The organism is Nocardioides oceani (genome assembly GCF_030412965.1).
Lineage (GTDB): Bacteria > Actinomycetota > Actinomycetes > Propionibacteriales > Nocardioidaceae > Nocardioides > Nocardioides oceani.
The window spans coordinates 728863-744447 of sequence record NZ_JAUHJQ010000001.1 but is presented as its reverse complement, the minus strand read 5'-3'; the positions used below and the strand labels follow the sequence as shown (position 1 = coordinate 744447).

Genomic DNA, 15585 nt, shown 5'->3' with positions numbered 1-15585 from the left:
ACCGAGCCAACCTACGCGGATCGCGAGCGGAGCCGGACCGGGCCCCCGCGCGGTCCGGCCGGCCCGTAGGGTCGCGGGCGTGCGCCTGTTCGCCGCCCTGGTCCCGCCCGAGGAGGCGGTCGAGCACCTCGACGGGTTCCTCGAGGCGCGTCGGGAGGCCGGCCCGTTCCGCTGGGCCGGGGCCGAGCAGCTGCACCTGACGCTCGCCTTCTACGCCGACGTCCCGGACCGCTCGCTCGACGAGCTGGTGGAGCGGCTCGGTGCGGCCGCCCGGCGGCGTACGCCGTTCGTCGCGCGGGTCGCCGGCGGCGGCGCCTTCCCCGACGTCGCCCGCGCCCGCGTGCTGTGGGCCGGCCTGGACACCGACGAGACCGGCGCCGAGCAGCTCGAGGCGCTCGCGCAGGGCTGCCGCAACGCCGCGGCGCGCACCGGGGTGCCGGTCGACGGCCAGCGGTTCCGCCCGCACGTCACGCTCGCGCGCCTCGGGCGGCCGGCGGAGGTGACCCGGTGGGTGCGCCTGCTCGACGGCTACGCTGGGCCCTCCTGGACCGCGGACCGGGTCACGCTGGTCGAGTCGCACCTGGGGGAGGGGCCGAGGCGGCGCCCGCGCTACGAGGTCGTCGCCGACCTCCCGCTGGCGGGGGTCGACCTGGGCTAGGTTGCCCAGGGTGAGGCACAGCGTGAGGCCGGTCACATGAGGGTCGCCGTGGTGCGCGAGGTCCGCGAGCACGAGACCCGCGTGGCGCTGGTGCCCGACCTCGTGCCGCGCCTGGCGGCGCTCGGGCACGAGGTGCTGGTCGAGCCCGGCGCCGGGCTCGGGGCCCTGCACGCCGACGAGGAGTACGCCGCCGCGGGGGCCGTCGTGGACGACCGGGCCCTCGAGACGGCCGACCTGGTCCTCGCCGTGCAGCCGCTGGAGACCTCCGCCGCCCGGCGGTTGCGGCGCGGCGCGGCGCTCGTGTCCTTCCTCGCGCCCGGCCAGGAGCTCGCGCTGGTCGCCGACCTGCGCGACCTCGGCGTCGCGGCGTTCGCCATGGAGCTGGTGCCGCGGATCTCGCGGGCGCAGACGATGGACGCCCTGTCCTCGCAGTCGTTGGTCTCGGGCTACCGCTGCGCGGTGGTGTGCGCCGGCATGCTGCGGCGGTTCTTCCCGCTGAACATGACCGCCGCCGGCACCGTGCCGCCCGCGCAGGTGGTCGTGCTGGGGGCGGGCGTCGCAGGGCTGCAGGCCATCGCCACGGCGCGGCGGCTCGGCGCGGTCGTCCGGGCCTACGACGTCCGCGCGGCCGCCGCGGAGGAGATCCGCTCGATGGGCGCGCAGGCGATCGAGCTGGACCTGCCGACCCTCGACGGCGCGGGCGGCTACGCCCGGGAGATGTCCGAGGAGCGCGCCGCCCTGCAGCGCGAGCTCCTGGCGCCGTACGTCGCCGCGGCCGACGGCCTGATCACGACCGCCGCCGTCCCGGGGCGCACGGCGCCGGTGCTCGTCACCGCGCCGATGGTCGAGGCGATGCGCCCGGGGTCGGTCGTCGTGGACCTCGCCGCCGACAGCGGCGGCACGTCGAGGGCTCGGTGCCCGGCGAGGTGGTGCGCGTCGGGCACGCGCAGGTGTGGGGCGGCCGCAACGTCCCCGCGCAGATGCCGGGCCCGGCCTCGCGGCTCTACGCGCAGAACGTCGTCAGCCTCGTCGAGCTGCTGACCGTCGACGGCGCGCTGGCGCCCGACCTGGGCGACGAGGTCCTCGACGCCTGCTGCGTCACGGCCGACGGGGCGGTCCGGCACGCGCCGACCCGCGCGCTCCTGGAGGAGGTCTGAGTGGACGAGTCCGTGGTCTGGCTGACGATCGTCGTGCTCTCGGTGTTCGTCGGCGTCGAGGTCATCTCCAAGGTCTCCTCGACGCTGCACACCCCGCTGATGTCCGGCGCCAACGCCATCCACGGGATCATCCTGCTCGGGGCGGTGCTGGTGACGGGCTCCGCCGACTCCACGACCACGCTCGTGGTCGGGCTGGTCGCCACGGTGCTGGCGACGGTCAACCTCGTCGGCGGCTTCGTGGTGACCGACCGGATGCTGCAGATGTTCACCCGCAGGCGCCCGGGCGGTGACGGACGGTGACGCCGACCTGGGTCCAGCTGGTCCACCTCGCCTGCGCGGTCTGCTTCATCCTCGCGCTCAAGGGCCTGGCCGGGCCGCGCACCGCCCGCGCGGGGAACCTGGTCGGCGCCCTGGCCGCGGTGGTCGCGGTCGCGGTGCCGTTCGGCTATCTCGAGCTCGACCACGTCGCGCTGATCGTCGCGGCGATCGCCGTCGGCGGCGTGGTCGGCGCCGTCGGGGCGCGCCGGGTGCAGATGACCCAGATGCCGCAGCTCGTCGCGCTGTTCAACGGCGTGGGCGGTGGCGCGGCCGCGCTGGTGGCCCTGCTCGAGCTCGACCACCTCGGCCCGGCCACACCCGGCTTCGACGTGGTGGCGACGGCCTTCACCGTGGCGGTCGGGGCGGTGTCCTTCGCCGGGTCGGTCGTCACCTTCGCCAAGCTCCAGGAGCTGATGACCTCCCGGCCGGTGGTCTTCCCCGGCCTGCCGGTGCTCTTCGGGGTGCTGCTGGCCATGCTGCTGGTGCTCGCCGGGCTGGTCGTCGCCGAGGTCTCGGTCGGCTGGGGCGTCGCGCTGGCCCTCGCCGGGCTCGTCGCGGGCGCGCTGCTCGTGCTGCCGGTCGGCGGCGCCGACGTACCCATCGTCATCTCGCTGCTCAACGCGCTCACCGGCCTCACGGTCGCGGCGGGCGGCTACGTGCTGGGCAACGTCGTGCTGCTCGTGGCCGGCACCCTGGTCGGTGCGTCGGGCTCGTTCCTCACGCTGCTGATGGCGCGCGCGATGGGACGCTCGGTGGGCAACATCCTGTTCGGCGCGCTGCGCGGCGGGTCCACCCTGGGCGCCGGCGAGGCGTCGGACCGGCCCGTCCGCAGCGCCGGGCCGGAGGACGTGGCGATCCTGCTGGGGTACGCCGAGCGGGTCGTCGTCGTGCCCGGCTACGGCCTGGCGGTGGCCCAGGCGCAGCACACCCTGCGCGAGCTGGTCGAGGTCCTCGCCGCGCGAGGCGCCCGGGTCGACTACGCCATCCACCCGGTCGCCGGCCGGATGCCCGGGCACATGAACGTGCTGCTCGCGGAGGCGCAGGTGCCCTACGAGCAGCTGGTGGAGATGGACGACATCAACCCCGACCTGCCGCACACCGACGTGGTGCTGGTCGTCGGCGCCAACGACGTCGTCAACCCGGCCGCCCGCTCGAACCCGGCCGCGCCGATCTACGGCATGCCGATCCTCGACGTCGACCAGGCGCGGCAGGTGGTCTTCCTCAAGCGCTCGATGCGCCCGGGGTTCGCCGGCATCGAGAACGAGCTGCTCTTCGACCCGCGCACCACGCTGCTGTTCGGCGACGCCAAGGAGTCCCTGACCCGGCTGGTCGCCGCGGTCAAGGCCCTCTGACGGCCCCCTCGTCCGCCGTCAGCCGGCGACGCCGTACAACCGGTCCCCGGCGTCGCCGAGGCCCGGGACGATGTAGCCCTTTTCGTCGAGCCGCTCGTCCATCGCCGCGGTGACGACGGTGACCGGCACGTCGAGCCCGGCGAGCTCGCGCTCGAGCCGCTCGCAGCCCTCGGGCGCCGCCAGCAGGCAGATCGCGGTGATGTGGTCGGCGCCGCGATCGGTGAGGAACTTGATCGCCGCAGCGAGGGTCCCGCCGGTGGCCAGCATCGGGTCGAGCACGTAGCACTGGCGGCCGGAGAGATCGGCGGGGAGCCGCTCGGCGTACGTCGACGCCTCGAGGGTGTCCTCGTTGCGGACCATCCCGACGAAGCCGACCTCGGCGGTCGGGAGCAGACGCATCATCCCGTCGAGCATGCCGAGGCCGGCGCGGAGGATCGGGACGACCAGCGGCTTCGGCGAGGCCAGCGCGGTGCCGGTGGTCCGCGCGACGGGGGTCTCGATCTCGTAGGCCTGGACGCGGACGTCGCGCGTGGCCTCGTAGGCGAGCAGCGTCACCAGCTCGTCGGCGAGGTGGCGGAACGTCGGGGAGTCGGTGTGCCGGTCGCGCAGGACGGTCAGCTTGTGGGCGACGAGCGGGTGGTCCACGACGTGGGTGCGCATGGGCGAACTCTAGAGCCCGCACTCGACGCGGGGGTTGGCCGCACGGCGGGCGTCTGCCACTCTGGACGGGCTCGCGTCCCCGCCACGCGGGAGGAGGAACGTCATGTCCGACCAGCTCGACGACGTCGACTTCGCCCTGGCGGCGTACCGCGAGGACGGCGTGTGGACCGTGGAGGAGCTCGTCCACGACCACCTCGACGACGTGACCGCGCTGGCGAGCGGCCTGCGGCGGCTGCCCGGCGACGGCGGCGCGGTGGGCATGGTCGCGATCGACGAGGACTTCTTCCTCGTCGTCCGCGTCGCCGGACCCCGCACCCGGGTGCTGCTCTCCGACATCACCGCGGCCGACGAGTGGGAGCTGGCGGCCTCGGCCGTGGAGTTCCTGCGCTTGCCGATGCCCGAGGACGACGACGACCAGGTGCCCGCGGGCGACCTGGACCTGCTCGGCGACCTCGGCGTGGACCCGCGGGACCTCGGTGCGCTGCTCGACGACCCCGACCTCTACCCCGACGAGGTGCTCTCCGACGTCGCCCGACGGATGGGGTTCGGCGAGCTCTTCGACGACGCGGTGGGGCTCACCTCGGCGTGACCGCTCCGCTCCGCTGGCGCGAGCCCATGCTCGCCGCCCTGGCCGAGGCGCGCGCCGCGCTGGCCACCGGCGACGTCCCCATCGGCGCCGTCGTGCTCGACCCCGCCGGCGCGGTGGTCGGCACGGGTCGCAACGTCCGCGAGGCGGAGGCAGACCCCACCGGCCACGCCGAGGTCGTCGCGCTGCGCGAGGCGGCCCGCAGCCGGGGGGAGTGGCGGCTGGACGGCTGCACCCTCGTGGTCACCCTGGAGCCCTGCACCATGTGCGCCGGCGCGGCCGTCCTCGCCCGCGTCGAGCGGGTCGTGCTCGGCGCCTGGGACCCCAAGGCCGGTGCTGTCGGCAGCCTGTGGGACGTCGTCCGCGACCGCCGCCTCAACCACCGGCCCGAGGTCGTCGGCGGCGTCCTGGCCGAGGAGTCGGCCGCCCTGCTCGAGGAGTTCTTCCGCGCCCACCGCCGGCCGGACGGCGCCTGATTTCGTCGCCCTGTCGGCGCTCCGGTACATTCCTCCGCGGTGGCGTGTCCGAGCGGCCGAAGGTGCATCACTCGAAATGATGTGTGGGGTCAAACCCACCGTGGGTTCAAATCCCACCGCCACCGCCAGCTGAATCAGGTCGGAACCCCCGTCGAACATCGTTCGACGGGGGTTCCGCCGTTCCGGCCCGGGGCCACGTCGCAGGCGGTGCGCGGCGCCAGGGCGGCTCACAGCGCGCTCGTCAGGGGCGCTCGTCAGCGGCGCTCGCGATCGGGGACTCTCGAGCGCACGAACCCCCGTGGCGTCACCGGAACGCGCACCCGCTGCTGATGCCGGCCCTGCGGAGCAGCACGGCTGCAGGGCAGAAGCCGGTGAGGCTGGACTGCGCCAGGTTGAGGCCGACGAAGGCCGCCAGGAGCACCCACCACGGGGAGACGACCAGGGTGAGCAGGGAGCTGAGGACGACGAGCGTCCCGGCGAGCAGGAGGATCGCGCGGTCGAGGTTCACGGCCGGCCCCCGGCTCAGCGGCCGAGGATCCGGCTGAGGAAGCCGCCCGAGCGCTCGGCCCTGGGGTGGCCGGGGCACCACCGGCCCGGGGGCACGGAGGCCTGGACCTGGTCGATGTGCTGGCCGCAGCCGGCCCAGGTCGTCTTCTGGCAGGTGCGGCAGGTCGCGGCACGGCACATGGGTGGGGATCTCCTTCGATCGGTGTGCTGGGTGGTGTGCGTGGGGTTCGTCGGGTGCGTGGGCGAGCAGTGGGTCAGTCGTGGGCGAAGGTGATGGTCGGCAGGACCCGCCTGAGCCAGGCCGGGGCGTACCAGGCGGCGCGGCCGGTGAGGCGCAGCAGGACCGGCAGCAGGACGAGGCGGACGAGGAAGGCGTCGAGCAGGACGGCGACACCCAGGACCACGCCCATCTCCTTGGGTGGGATGGGGCCGGACAGGGCGAAGGTGAAGAACACCGCGACCATGACCGCGCCGGCGGCGAAGACGACCCGCCCGGAGTGGGCCAGGGAGCCGACCATCGCCGCCTTCGGGTCGCCGGTGCGCTCGAAGTGCTCCTTGGCCGAGGCCAGGAGGAAGACGGTGTAGTCCATCGCGATGGCGAAGATCATCGCGAAGAAGAACACCGGGGCCCAGGCGTCGAGGAAGCCCTGGGACTCGAAGCCGAGCAGGTCCGCGCCGTACCCCTCCTGGAAGACGAGCCGCGCGACGCCGAACGCCGCGGCGGTGGACAGCAGGCTGGCCACCGTGCCGAGCAGCGAGATGAGCGGCGCTTGCAGCGCGACGAGCAGGAGCACGAAGCCCAGGACCAGGACGACGCCGATGACCAGCGGGGTGGACTCGTCGAGCTGGGTCTTCAGGTCGAGGTTCTCCGCCGACGCTCCGCCCACCAGCGCGGAGGGCGGGAGGTCGGCGCGAAGCCGGTCGACGGTCGAGGCGAGCTGCGGGTCGGAGGGGTCGACGGTGGGGACGGCCTGGACCATGACCAGCCCGCTGTCGTCGGCCGCGGGCACGGGCGGCATGGCGGCGGCGATGCCGGCGTCGTGCGCCAGCACCGCGGTCGCCGCCGTCGTGTCGGCGGCGTCCACGACGACCTGCAGGGTGCCCGGGGCGCCGTCGCCGAAGGACTCCTGCACCCGGTCGTAGCCGATGCGGGCGGAGGCGTCCTCGGGCAGCACCTTGATGGAGGGCATGGCGGTCGTCAGGCCGGCGATCGGCGCGGCCAGGGCCAGCAGCACGACCAGGGACGCCAGGCCCCAGACGAGGGGGCGCTTCCACAGCCGCTCGCCCCAGGCGGCGAAGCGCGCGGAGCGGTGCTCGCCGGACCGCGACCACGGGAGGGCGAGCTTGTCGATGCGGTCGTCGAGCTGGAACAGCACCAGCGGCAGCAGGGTGAGCGTCGCGGCGAGGACGAAGACGACCGAGAGCATGATCCCGCCGGCCATGGAGCGGAACGACGGCGAGGGCACCAGCATCACCGCCGACAGCGAGATCAGCACCGTCAGGCCCGAGAGCAGCACGGCCTTGCCGGCGGTGTCCATGGTCTGCGCGATGGCGTCCTGCTTGCCGGCGACGTCGCTGCGGCCGCTGCCGGCGGCGCGGGCGGCGCGGTAGCGGACCACGACGAACAGGGCGTAGTCGATGCCCAGGGCCAGGGCGAACATCATGGCGAAGTTCATCGCCCAGATGGAGACCGGCACGAGCTCGTTGATGAGCACCAGGGAACCGGCTGAGGCGACCAGACCCGCGAGGGTCAGGACCAGCGGGAGGCCGGCGGCGACCAGCGCCCCGAAGGCGAGCACGAGGATGGCGAGGGTGACCGGCCAGGACATGAGCTCCGAGGTCAGCATCGCGTCGAGGTTGGCCTCGTTGAAGTCGCTCCACAGCAGGGAGGAGCCCGTCGGGTCGACCTCCACGGCGTCGGTGGAGAGGCCCTGCAGCTCGTCCTTGAGGTCGGTGGCGACGCGGACCATCTCGTTGGTGTCCGCTCCGGCTCCGGCGAGCACGATCGCCGTGGAGCCGTCCTCGGACAGGGTCGCGCCCGGCACCGGAGCGACGACCTCGGCGATGCGGGACTCGGCCTCGAGGAGGTCGGTGACCTCGGCGAGGACCTGCCTGCCCGCACCCTCGGTGACCGGCCCGTCGGTGGAGTGGACGACGACCTGGATGGCCGAGGAGGCGTTGCCGCCGAAGTGGTCCTGCGCGAGCTCGCGGGCAGCGACGGACTCCGAGCCGTCGGCCTGCCAGCCGGCGCCGGACAGGTTGTGCTCGACCTGCGGCGCGAAGGCGCCGAGGCCGACGATGGCCAGCAGCCAGACGACCGTGACGACCCGCGCGTGGTCGGTGACCCACACGCCGAGGCGGCCCAGCGGGCCCCTGGCGATGCGGTCGGGTCGGGTCGGGTCGGAGGTGGGAGGCGGACCCGCGAGGCGGGGCGCCGGCGTGGTGCTCATGGTGGTGCGTTCCTTGTCTGAGGGTGGGTTGAGGGTGGGTTGAGGGTGGGTACGGCGGACGGGAGCCGCCCGCCGTGAGGCGTGCGGGCCGCCCGAGGAGTGAGGCCAGGCCGGTCAGGCCAGGGCAGCGAAGGCCGGGACCGCCGTGAGGGCGGCGACCCCGAGGACGAGCGCGGTGAAGGCGGCGTGCAGCCGGTCGGGGTCGATCCGGTCCGCCCACCGCGCGCCCGCGACCGCGGCCAGGGCCGAGGCGGCGGTGAGTGCGAGCACCGGGCCCCACTCGGGGGTCGTGCCGGTGCCGGCGCGGACGAGGAGGGCGGCGGTGCTCGTGATGGTGATGACCACCAGCGACGTGCCGGCGGCGTGCTCCATCGGCAGCGCGAGGGCGATCAGCAGGGCCGGCACGACGAGGAACCCGCCGCCGACGCCCAGGAAGCCGGTGAGCAGACCCACCGCGGTGGCGGTGACGAGCACCTGCAGGGCGCGCGGGCAGCGGCAGCTGAACGTCGGCGAGAGGGTGATGATCGGGTCGTCGAGGGCCGGCCGCGGGCGGGGCGCGTCCGAGCCGCGGCGGCGGGCCACCCGGCGCCACGTCATCAGCGCGCCGACGAGCAGCATGAGGATGGCGAACGCCGCGAGGAGGACGTCGTCCGCCACGTGCGCCGCCGCCCCGGCTCCGACGGCGGCGCCCCCGATCGCCACGACGCCGAACACGACGCCGCGACCCAGCAGCACCCTGCCCGCGCGGTGCGCGGTCGCCGCGGCGATCAGCGAGGTCACCCCGACGACCGCGAGGGAGCCGGTGGTCGCCTGGGCCGGCGACTGGCCGAGCAGGTGGACGAGGACCGGCACGGCGAGGATCGAGCCGCCGCCGCCGAGCGCCCCGAGGGAGAGCCCGATGACGGCGCCGGCGGCGAGGGCCAGGACGAGCGTCATCTCAGCCCTGCGGGGCGGCGTCGGGCGTGACCAGGTCGAGCCCCGCGCCCGCGGCGTTCGCGAACGCGTCGTCCACCGCCACCGGGGCGCGACCCGCGGCGGCGACCAACGACGCGGCGATCGAGGCGCGGTAGCCGCCTGCGCAGTGGACCCAGACCTCGCCGGCCGGTACCTCGGCGACCCGACGGGGCAGCTCGTGGACGGGGATGTTGACCGCGCCGTCGATGGCGGCCTCGGCGTGCTCGTCGGCGCGGCGTACGTCGAGGACGACGACCTGGCGGTGGTGGCGGACCTCGGCGAGGTCGGCGAAGGTCGCGGTCGCGTAGCTGACGACCTCGCCGGTGGTCCACTGCTCGGGGCCTCCGGTGGCCTGCGCCGCGGGGCGGTCGACGCCGATGCGGACCAGCTCGCGCTGCGCGGTGGCGACGTCCTCGGCGGTCTCCCCGAGGAGGGTCACCGGGGTGCCCCACTCGATCAGCCAGCCCAGGTAGGTCGCGAACGCGCCGTCGAGCCCGACGTTCAGCGTGCCCGGGGCGTGGCCGGCCGCGAAGGCCGTGCGGTCGCGCAGGTCCACGACCCACTCGCCGGCCTCGATGCGGCGGCGGAGCTCGGCCGCGTCGGCCTCCTGGACCGGGGAGAGGTCCGGTGCCCGAGGTCCGGCGGCGTTCGCCGGGCCCATGTGGGCGTAGTACGCCGGCCAGGCGCCCAGCCCCGCGAGCAGCTCGCGCACGTAGGTCTCCTCGTCCTGGGTCAGCGCCGGGTTGGCCCGCTTCTCCTGGCCGATCGAGGAGGAGGTGGCCGCCGACTGCGTGGCGGAGCAGAACGAGCCGAACCCGTGGGTCGGGTAGACCTCGGCGTCGTCGGGCAGCTCGGTGGCGAGCCGGTGGGCGGACGCGTGCTGGTGGCGCACCAGCGCGTCGGTGTGCTCCCCGCCCAGCAGGTCGGGTCGCCCGGTCGCGCCGTACAGCAGCGAGCCGCCGGTGAAGACGGCGTACGGCTCCTCGCGCCCGTCGACGACGGTCGAGAGCGCGTAGGACAGGTGGGTGAACGTGTGGCCGGGCGTGGCGATGGCGCGGACGCGCATCCGGGTCCCGACCTCGACGACCTCGCCGTCGGAGACCGGGGTGCGGTCGAAGGAGACCTCGTCCTCGGCATTGACGAGGTACGCCGCGCCGGTCGCCGCGGCCAGCGCGAGGCCACCGGTGACGTAGTCGTTGTGGAGGTGGGTCTCGAGGACGTGCGTGAGGCAGACGCCGTCGGCGGCCAGCACGTCCAGGACCCGGTCGATGTCGCGCTGCGGGTCGACGACGAACCCCACCTCGCCGTCGTGGACGAGGTAGGTGCGGTCGCCCAGGGACGGGGTCTCGATGGTCCGCACGGTGAGGGGGATCACCGGGAGCCTCCCGTCTCGGTCGGGCGCCCGGACCTCGTCCAGGCGGCGGTGCCGCCCGCGACGTCGACCGCCTCGAAGCCGGCGGCGGCCTGGTCGATGTCGATCTCACGCACTGCTCTGGTTCCTCTCCTCGCGTCTATCGGAACCCCCTGGGGGGATGTGTCCGGAGACGTTAGCAGAACCCCCCAGGGGGTTGTACAGTCGATGACGCGACCGTTCGACCGAGCGGTCCGGTACGTCGAGGCGACGCCTCCGCGCGACTCATCGCGGCCCCCGGCCGCCGGGAAAGGAACCCAGCCGATGGAGCTCGAGCCCACCGACATCAAGCCGATCATCACGCGCATGAAGCGCGCCAACGGGCACCTCGCCAGCGTCATCCGGATGATGGAGGAGGGCTCGGACTGCGAGTCCGTCCTCACCCAGCTCGCCGCCGTCAACAAGGCGCTCTCGCGCGCGGGCTACGCCATCGTCGCCACCGGGCTGCAGCAGTGCCTCACCGAGACCGACGAGGGGCTCGACGGCGTCGACGTCAAGAAGATGGAGAAGCTCTTCCTCGCGCTGGCCTGAGCGGGCCGGGGTGACCTTATGCCACCCCGCGCGAACCGGACGCGCCCGCGCGGCGTCGTACCCGGCATGCGAACCGTTCGTGCCCCGATCTCCCTGACCGCCCTCACGCTCCTGGCCGCCACCGTGGCGCCGACCAGCCCGGCCACGGCCACGGCCGCGCCGGTCCCGACCTGCCACGGCCGGGCGGCGACGATCGTCGGCACCCCTGCGGACGACAGGATCACCGCCACCCCCGGTCCCGACGTGGTGGTGGGCCTCGCCGGCGACGACGTGCTGCTGGGGCGCGGGGGCGACGACGTCCTCTGCGGCGGCGAGGGGGCGGACCGGCTCCAGGGCGAGCGGGGGGACGACGAGCTGTACGGCGGCCAGGACCGCGAGGTGCGCACGCGCACGGTGGACCGGTACGGCGACGTGGTCGCCGGCGGGCCGGGCGACGACCTCCTCGACCCCGGCGCGGACACCGGCGGGGACGGCGCGGTCGTGCCCGACCGGATCACCTGGCGGGACGCCCGGGCCGGCGTCACGGTCGACCTGGCGTCGACGGCGCCGAGCGCGACCGGGGAGGGCACCGACACGCTGGTGCTCGGCGCGGAGCCGGTGACCGTCCAGGGCTCCCCGCACGACGACGTCATCACGGGTGGGGACGGGGACGACCTCATCGACGCCGGCGCCGGGTCGGACACCGTCGAGACCGGTGCCGGCACCGACCGGGTGCTCCTCGACGGAGCGGCCGCCCCGCGGCGCCGGGCCGGCGACGACACCGTGGTCCTCGGACCCAGCCCGGCGGGCGCCTTCGACACCGTCGTCAGCGACGGCGGCCGCGACCGGGTCACCGGCAGCGACGGCGTGGACTTCGTGCAGGTGCGCGGCCTCGACCGGGTGGTGCTCGACCTCGCCGGCGGCGACGACCTCGTCGACCTGCGGGCCGGCACCTCCGGCTGGCGGCTCGACGCCGGCGACGGCCGCGACGAGCTGCGACTGCTCGGCGGCCGCGACGAGCACGCGCTCCAGGTCGTCGTCGACGCCCGCAGCGGCCGGGTGACGACGGCGGCCGGCACGGCGACGTACGGCGCGGTGGAGACGCTGCGCCTGTGGTACGGCGCCGGCTGGAGCTACCGCGGGACGCCGGCGCGCGACGTCGTCGACGCCTCCGAGGCGACCGGCCCCGTGGAGGCCCGGCTCGGCGGCGGGGCGGACCGGGTGACCGCGGGGCCGTCCGCCGACGTGCTGTCGGGCGGGTCGGGCACCGACCGCGTGCTGCGCGGGTCGGCGGCCGACCGCTGCGGCGGCTTCGAGGTCGGCGACTGCGGCTGACCGGTGCCGATGCGGCAGGCTGGGACCGTGACGGAGGAGCAGCGGGCGGCACTCGGCGAGGACCTCGCCACCTGGATCGAGTCGCTCGGCCTGGAGGGCCACCTGACCGAGGCCGGGCTGCCGACGTTCCGCCGCGAGGGCGGCCGCGCGCGCTGGGTCGACCCCGGCACGGGCGGCGACCTGACCCTCGCCCAGCTGCAGGAGGTCGAGGGGCTGCTGCGCAACGAGGGGTCCGAGCCCGAGCACGCCGTCCCGGTCGCCCTGGTGGTGCTGCGCCGGCACGCGCAGCTGCGGGTGGAGCTGCTGGGGAGCCCGTGGCACGACTACGCCTCGCTGGCCGAGCTGCGCGGCGCCTCGCTGGAGTCCACCCGGTTCGCCGTCCACAAAGCCGCCGCCACCCACCGGCTGCTCGTGGTCCCGGTCGACGAGCGCAGCGTCGTACCGGCCTTCCAGCTCACCGGGGCCGGCGAGCTGCGCCCCGACCTCGCGCCCGTGCTCGAGCCGCTGCTGGCCGCCCGGATGGACCCCTGGCGGGTGTGGGCCTGGCTGGTCCGCCCCGTCGCGCTGCTCGGAGGGCTGGTGCCCGCCGAGGCCGCCGCGGACCCCGACGACGCCGACCTCGTCCTGCACGCCGCCGTCCGCCTCGCCGAACGGGTCTCGGCCGGCTCCTGAGCCCGGGGCTCCGGCCGGTTCCCGGCCGACCGATGAGCCTGGAGGTCGGCGCCGGTCCGACCCCGGTGCCAGCACCGGCACGCCGGAGCGCCGACGACCGTCGGCGGGTTCCGGCATGCTGACCCCGCCCGACGGACGGAGACCCATGAGCGCGACCACCCACCCCGCCGACACCCACGACCTGATCCGCGTGCGCGGCGCGCGGGTCAACAACCTGCGCGACGTCAGCGTCGACCTGCCCAAGCGGCGGCTGACCGTCTTCACGGGCGTCTCGGGGTCGGGCAAGAGCTCGCTGGTCTTCGGGACCATCGCCGCGGAGTCGCAGCGGCTGATCAACGAGACCTACAGCGCCTTCGTCCAGGGCTTCATGCCGACCCTCGCGCGGCCCGAGGTGGACCTCCTGGACGGGCTGACGACCGCGATCATCGTCGACCAGGAGCGGCTGGGCGCCAACCCCCGCTCCACGGTCGGCACGGTCACCGACGCGAACGCGATGCTCCGCATCCTCTTCAGCCGGCTCGGCGACCCGCAGATCGGCCCGCCGAACGCCTACTCCTTCAACGTCCCGTCGGTCCGGGCGAGCGGCGCGATCACCGTCGAGCGCGGCGGCCGGACCAAGGCGGAGAAGGCGACGTTCAACCGGCTCGGCGGCATGTGCCCGCGCTGCGAGGGACGCGGCAACGTCTCCGACATCGCGCTCACCGCGCTGTACGACGAGAACAAGTCGCTCAACGAGGGTGCGCTGACCATCCCCGGCTGGAGCATGGACGGCTGGCAGGGCCGGATCTTCCGCGGCTGCGGCTTCTTCGACCCCGACAAGCCGATCAAGGACTACGGCAAGCGGGAGCTCGACGACCTCCTCCACAAGGAGGCCACGAAAATCAAGGTCGACGGGATCAACCTGACCTACCTCGGGCTGATCCCCTCGATCCACAAGTCGTTCCTGTCCAAGGACGTCGAGGCGATGCAGCCGCACATCAGGGCGTTCGTGGAGCGGGCGGTGACCTTCGCCGCCTGCCCCGACTGCGAGGGCACCCGGCTGGCGCCCGAGGCGCGCTCCTCCCGCATCCGTGGCCTCAACATCGCCGACGCCTGCGCCATGCAGATCAGTGACCTGGCCGCGTGGGTGCGCGGGCTCGACGAGCCGTCGGTGGCCCCGCTGCTGCAGGGGCTCGGGCACACGCTGGACTCCTTCGCCGCGATCGGGCTGGGCTACCTCTCCCTCGACCGGCCCTCCGGCACGCTCTCGGGCGGCGAGGCGCAGCGGGTCAAGATGATCCGCCACCTGGGCTCCTCGCTCACCGACGTCACCTACGTCTTCGACGAGCCCACGGTCGGCCTCCACCCGCACGACATCCAGCGGATGAACGAGCTGCTGCTCCAGCTGCGCGACAAGGGCAACACGGTGCTGGTCGTGGAGCACAAGCCCGAGACGATGGCGATCGCCGACCACGTCGTCGACCTCGGCCCGCGGGCGGGCAGCGAGGGCGGCGAGATCGTCTTCGAGGGCACCCTCGACGGCCTCCGGGCGAGCGGCACGCTCACCGGGCGGCACCTCGACGACCGGGCGCGGCTCAAGGCGCAGGTGCGCACGCCGACCGGCGCGCTGGAGGTGCGCGGCGCGAGCACCCACAACCTGCGCGACGTGGACGTCGACGTGCCGCTCGGCGTGCTGGTGGTCGTCACCGGCGTGGCCGGGTCCGGCAAGAGCTCGTTGGTGCACGGCTCGGTCGCCGGACGGGACGGGGTCGTCGCCATCGACCAGGGGGCGATCAAGGGCTCGCGGCGCAGCAACCCGGCGACGTACACCGGTCTGCTGGAGCCGATCCGCAAGGCGTTCGCGAAGGCCAACGGCGTCAAGCCCGCGCTGTTCAGCGCCAACTCCGAGGGCGCCTGCCCGACCTGCAAGGGCGCCGGCGTGATCTTCACCGACCTCGCCACGATGGCCGGAGTCGCCACGACCTGCGAGGACTGCGACGGCAAGCGGTTCCAGGCGGCCGTGCTCGAGCACCGGCTCGGAGGGAAGGACATCAGCGAGGTGCTCGGGATGTCGGTGGCGACCGCGGAGGCGTTCTTCGCCGAGGGCGAGGGGAAGGTGCCGGCCGCGCACACGATCCTGGCCCGGCTCGCCGACGTCGGCCTGGGCTACCTCACCCTCGGCCAGCCGCTCACGACGCTGTCCGGCGGCGAGCGCCAGCGGCTCAAGCTCGCTGCGCAGATGGCGGAGAAGGGCGACGTCTACGTCCTCGACGAGCCCACGACCGGTCTCCACCTCGCCGACGTCGAGCAGCTCCTCGGTCTGCTCGACCGCCTGGTCGACGACGGGCGGTCGGTCATCGTCATCGAGCACCACCAGGCCGTGATGGCCCACGCCGACTGGATCATCGACCTGGGTCCGGGCGCGGGGCACGACGGCGGGCGGGTCGTCTTCGAGGGCACCCCGGCCGACCTCGTCGCGGACGGCTCGACCCTCACCGGCCAGCACCTCGCGGCGTACGTCGCCGGCTGACCGTCGACCGGTCGGCGAGTGGCCGGGGGA

General features: G+C 74.6%; 17 protein-coding genes and 1 tRNA gene. 12 read left to right on the top strand and 6 right to left on the bottom strand.

What is annotated here, in order from left to right:
- Positions 1 to 79: 79 nt before the first annotated feature.
- From thpR to QWY28_RS03565, 5 genes are read left to right on the top strand one after another with little or no spacing between them, the layout of a single operon-like run.
- The gene (thpR, locus tag QWY28_RS03585) at positions 80 to 658 is read left to right on the top strand and encodes an RNA 2',3'-cyclic phosphodiesterase (RefSeq protein ID WP_300950928.1); all 579 of its coding nucleotides are present in this window, start codon (positions 80 to 82) and stop codon (positions 656 to 658) included.
- Positions 659 to 694: 36 nt separating this feature from the next.
- Positions 695 to 1699 carry a Rossmann-fold NAD(P)-binding domain-containing protein gene (locus QWY28_RS03580; RefSeq protein WP_300950927.1) on the top strand — a complete coding sequence of 335 codons (1005 nt, stop codon included), beginning with the start codon at positions 695 to 697 and terminating at the stop codon, positions 1697 to 1699.
- Positions 1639 to 1815: a hypothetical protein gene (locus tag QWY28_RS03575; RefSeq protein ID WP_300950926.1), complete on the top strand. Its 177-nt coding sequence runs from the start codon at positions 1639 to 1641 to the stop codon at positions 1813 to 1815. Before QWY28_RS03580 ends, QWY28_RS03575 begins: the two co-directional genes overlap by 61 nt.
- Complete coding sequence (locus QWY28_RS03570; RefSeq protein WP_300950925.1) at positions 1816 to 2115, top strand: NAD(P) transhydrogenase subunit alpha part 2; 300 nt, start codon at positions 1816 to 1818, stop codon at positions 2113 to 2115. It abuts the gene before it with no gap.
- Entirely contained in the window at positions 2112 to 3485 is a 1374-nt protein-coding gene (locus tag QWY28_RS03565) for an NAD(P)(+) transhydrogenase (Re/Si-specific) subunit beta (protein WP_300950924.1), read from the top strand. The genes QWY28_RS03570 and QWY28_RS03565 overlap by 4 nt, the downstream gene beginning before the upstream one ends.
- An 18-nt stretch (positions 3486 to 3503) precedes the next feature.
- Here QWY28_RS03565 and upp read toward each other — a convergent pair whose 3' ends face one another.
- Positions 3504 to 4145: a uracil phosphoribosyltransferase gene (gene upp, locus QWY28_RS03560; RefSeq protein WP_300950923.1), complete on the bottom strand. Its 642-nt coding sequence runs from the start codon at positions 4143 to 4145 to the stop codon at positions 3504 to 3506.
- Between the two features lie 103 nt (positions 4146 to 4248).
- On the opposite strand from upp, the gene QWY28_RS03555 reads away from it, so the two are divergent.
- The 3 genes from QWY28_RS03555 (at position 4249) to QWY28_RS03545 (ending at position 5335) form a co-directional block, all read left to right on the top strand.
- Positions 4249 to 4734: a tRNA adenosine deaminase-associated protein gene (locus QWY28_RS03555; protein ID WP_300950922.1), complete on the top strand. Its 486-nt coding sequence runs from the start codon at positions 4249 to 4251 to the stop codon at positions 4732 to 4734.
- 26 nt (positions 4735 to 4760) lie between these two features.
- Positions 4761 to 5207: a nucleoside deaminase gene (locus QWY28_RS03550; RefSeq protein ID WP_300951305.1), complete on the top strand. Its 447-nt coding sequence runs from the start codon at positions 4761 to 4763 to the stop codon at positions 5205 to 5207.
- 38 nt (positions 5208 to 5245) lie between these two features.
- A tRNA-Ser gene (locus QWY28_RS03545) sits at positions 5246 to 5335 on the top strand.
- Positions 5336 to 5511: 176 nt separating this feature from the next.
- Here QWY28_RS03545 and QWY28_RS03540 read toward each other — a convergent pair.
- The 5 genes from QWY28_RS03540 to QWY28_RS03520 all read right to left on the bottom strand — a co-directional run bounded on the left by QWY28_RS03540 (position 5512) and on the right by QWY28_RS03520 (position 10493).
- Positions 5512 to 5715, bottom strand: a complete 204-nt coding sequence (locus tag QWY28_RS03540; RefSeq protein WP_300950920.1) for a YgaP family membrane protein — start codon at positions 5713 to 5715, stop codon at positions 5512 to 5514.
- A gap of 14 nt (positions 5716 to 5729) precedes the next feature.
- Positions 5730 to 5894, bottom strand: coding sequence for a DUF8730 family Cys-rich protein (locus QWY28_RS03535; protein WP_300950919.1), 165 nt, complete (start codon positions 5892 to 5894; stop codon positions 5730 to 5732).
- Positions 5895 to 5968: 74 nt separating this feature from the next.
- Entirely contained in the window at positions 5969 to 8164 is a 2196-nt protein-coding gene (locus tag QWY28_RS03530) for an MMPL family transporter (protein ID WP_300950918.1), read from the bottom strand.
- Between the two features lie 114 nt (positions 8165 to 8278).
- On the bottom strand, positions 8279 to 9100 hold the full coding sequence (locus tag QWY28_RS03525; protein WP_300950917.1) for a sulfite exporter TauE/SafE family protein: 822 nt from the start codon (positions 9098 to 9100) through the stop codon (positions 8279 to 8281).
- A 1-nt stretch (position 9101) separates the two neighbouring features.
- Positions 9102 to 10493 carry an MBL fold metallo-hydrolase gene (locus tag QWY28_RS03520; protein WP_300950916.1) on the bottom strand — a complete coding sequence of 464 codons (1392 nt, stop codon included), beginning with the start codon at positions 10491 to 10493 and terminating at the stop codon, positions 9102 to 9104.
- 300 nt (positions 10494 to 10793) lie between these two features.
- On the opposite strand from QWY28_RS03520, the gene QWY28_RS03515 reads away from it, so the two are divergent.
- The 4 genes from QWY28_RS03515 to QWY28_RS03500 all read left to right on the top strand — a co-directional run bounded on the left by QWY28_RS03515 (position 10794) and on the right by QWY28_RS03500 (position 15555).
- The gene (locus QWY28_RS03515; protein WP_300950915.1) at positions 10794 to 11060 is read left to right on the top strand and encodes a metal-sensitive transcriptional regulator; all 267 of its coding nucleotides are present in this window, start codon (positions 10794 to 10796) and stop codon (positions 11058 to 11060) included.
- A 66-nt stretch (positions 11061 to 11126) separates the two neighbouring features.
- On the top strand, positions 11127 to 12374 hold the full coding sequence (locus tag QWY28_RS03510) for a calcium-binding protein (RefSeq protein ID WP_300950914.1): 1248 nt from the start codon (positions 11127 to 11129) through the stop codon (positions 12372 to 12374).
- Between the two features lie 27 nt (positions 12375 to 12401).
- On the top strand, positions 12402 to 13046 hold the full coding sequence (locus tag QWY28_RS03505; protein ID WP_300950913.1) for a hypothetical protein: 645 nt from the start codon (positions 12402 to 12404) through the stop codon (positions 13044 to 13046).
- Positions 13047 to 13191: 145 nt separating this feature from the next.
- The gene (locus QWY28_RS03500) at positions 13192 to 15555 is read left to right on the top strand and encodes an ATP-binding cassette domain-containing protein (RefSeq protein WP_300950912.1); all 2364 of its coding nucleotides are present in this window, start codon (positions 13192 to 13194) and stop codon (positions 15553 to 15555) included.
- Positions 15556 to 15585 lie beyond the last annotated feature (30 nt).